Genomic DNA, 2,335 nt, shown 5'->3' with positions numbered 1-2,335 from the left:
CCTGTTTTGTTCTCTGGTAGAGCAGAGCAGGCTCAGGGCTACTGAAAGCCCGCTCCGTACCGCTTAGCGGTCGGAGCTGGGTAGTTTACTGGCCCGCCCTATCAAAACAGCAATCAAGCCCGGAAGGCCGGCGATGTGCTGTTCAATCACGCTGCTGAGGGTTCGGATAGCCATGATCTGACTCCTTCCTGCGGCTACATGGAATAACTTAAGTATATACACGGGATATTGGAGTGTCTAGTGAACTAGGATGGATCGGATATTTCCAGAGAAATCTCCTGACCGGCTTAGCTCCAGGGATCCCAGTTCTCGTGAAACTTGCCTTCCAAGATGGCCTGGCGCATCTTTTGGGTGTAGCGCATCAGCTCCGTGATGTTGTGGATAGAAAGCAGGGTATAGCCCAGGATCTCCTGGGCGCGGATGAGGTGGCACAAGTAGGCGCGGCTAAAGTGGCGGCAGGTGTAGCAGGGACAGTCGGGATCGATGGGATCCAAGCTGCGGCGGTGTTCCGCATTTTTGATGTTCCAGCGTTTGCCCCGGCTGATCACCGTGCCATGGCGGGCATAACGGGTGGGGATCACGCAGTCGAACAAATCTATCCCAGCGGCCACAGCAGCCCGCATCTCGGCATAGGTGCCCACCCCCATGAGATAACGGGGGCGATCTGCCGGCAGTAGAGGGGCTGTTTGCCGCACAACGGCGTGCATAAACTCGACCGGCTCCCCCACACTCACCCCGCCAATGGCATAGCCCGGCAGATCCAACCGACAGACCTCTTCCACCGCCCGCCGGCGCAGCTCAGGGTAAACTCCCCCCTGCACAATGCCAAACAAAGCCTGATCCGAGCGGCGATGGGCTTCCACGCACCGTTTCAGCCACTGGGTGGTTCGCCGCACCGCTGCTTCCACTTCCTCAGGGCTGGCAGGGTAGGGCGGGCACTCGTCGAAGGCCATGATCACATCGGCACCCAAGGCATTTTGAATCTGGATGGATAGCTCTGGGGTGAAGTGAATGATGCGGCCATCGAGAGGAGAGCGGAACGTCACTCCCTCCTCGTTGATTTGGCGAATGGCGCTGAGGCTGAAGACCTGGAAGCCCCCTGAGTCGGTAAGGATGGGGCCCGACCAGCCCATAAAGCGGTGTAGCCCCCCTGCCGCTTGAATGATGCTTTCGCCAGGTTGCAGGTGGAGATGATAGGTGTTGCTGAGGATGATGTGGGCACCTGTCTCCTTGAGCTGGGCCGGGGTGAGGGTTTTCACGTTGGCCAAAGTTCCCACCGGCATAAAACAAGGAGTAGGGATCCCACCGTGGGGGGTGACGAAGTATCCTGCCCGCGCTTGGGTATGGGGGCAGGTGCCCTCACAAGTAAAGGTAAAGTCGGCCAAGGTCAGCGTTGTTCAGCTTTCATCTGGTGCGCAGCAGAGCTTAGCACAGATAGAGCCGCCGGCAAGGGATCCCTTTTGCCAGCCTTGACAGGGATCCCCTGCTTTGGGCACACTTGTAGATCGCCGCGGAACTGGCGGAATGGTAGACGCGCTAGATTCAGGTTCTAGTGGCAGCAATGCCATCGGGGTTCAAGTCCCCGGTTCCGCACTCTCTTTCCTTCAACACTTAGGTTAAGCTATGCCGACATGCCCTGTCGGCCAAGGATAAGTATTGGGGGTGTAGCTCCACGGCCAAATTAGACTCCCTGCTCGCCGTGATGCTTCATCTCTTTCAAGTTGCCCTTAGAGGGTCAATTCGCTCTCAATTTGACTGAGTTTAATGCGGGCAAGAGCTAAGTTCCCTTTTTCTCGGTCTAAGGCTAGGTAGAAAAATAGGCCGTTTATGGTTTTAAGCATACGCATTAGATGGTACTGAGTTTCCAGGATGATTAAAATCTCTTCAATTCTGTCGGTGAACTTAAGTGACTCCGCGACTCGCATCTTAGCGCGAATCACTTCTGTGTTTCCGGCGATTGCCAGCTCCAAGTTAGCTTCAGGAAAAGCGGGACTGTTGGTGCCTTTGTACCCCAAGCACATCCCTGTTTTCCAGTCCCCCAGCGCTACCCCCAGTGCTCCATCGATGCTCAGAGCTTTTACCAAACTGTCTTGGAGTTTTTGCATGACTGAGAGTATTCCCCCTTTACAAAGCTCGTCGCTCTATAGTAAGTCTTCCGTTGAGAAATTTCAACTCGAAGCTTGCTTAATTTGCAGGAGCTAGAGTAGCTGACGCAGGCGTGGTGAAAATGTAGCGAACTGAACCAACGGGAAGCTGGTTTGGGGATCGGATCCCTGTAGCTTCCGGTGGAGAGGCTTGGAAGTTATGCTGGGGTTACCTCTTTTACCTTGAGACT

Annotated in this window: 2 protein-coding genes and 1 tRNA gene; 1 reads left to right on the top strand and 2 read right to left on the bottom strand. The window is 55.3% G+C overall.

The window, feature by feature from the left end:
• Positions 1-287: 287 nt before the first annotated feature.
• Positions 288-1,391: a tRNA guanosine(34) transglycosylase Tgt gene (gene tgt, locus NW834_RS13595; RefSeq protein WP_414418719.1), complete on the bottom strand. Its 1,104-nt coding sequence runs from the start codon at positions 1,389-1,391 to the stop codon at positions 288-290.
• 119 nt (positions 1,392-1,510) lie between these two features.
• Between tgt and NW834_RS13590 the strand changes: the two genes are divergently transcribed.
• A tRNA-Leu gene (locus tag NW834_RS13590) sits at positions 1,511-1,593 on the top strand.
• 134 nt (positions 1,594-1,727) lie between these two features.
• Here NW834_RS13590 and NW834_RS13585 read toward each other — a convergent pair.
• Entirely contained in the window at positions 1,728-2,105 is a 378-nt protein-coding gene (locus NW834_RS13585; RefSeq protein ID WP_414329842.1) for a hypothetical protein, read from the bottom strand.
• Between the last annotated feature and the right edge of the window lie 230 nt (positions 2,106-2,335).

Origin of the sequence: Synechococcus sp. R60.1, from assembly GCF_047461835.1 — a bacterium.
GTDB lineage: Bacteria > Cyanobacteriota > Cyanobacteriia > Thermostichales > Thermostichaceae > Thermostichus.
Note: the sequence above shows the minus strand (reverse complement) of the source record. Positions and strands in the feature narration are given on the sequence as shown.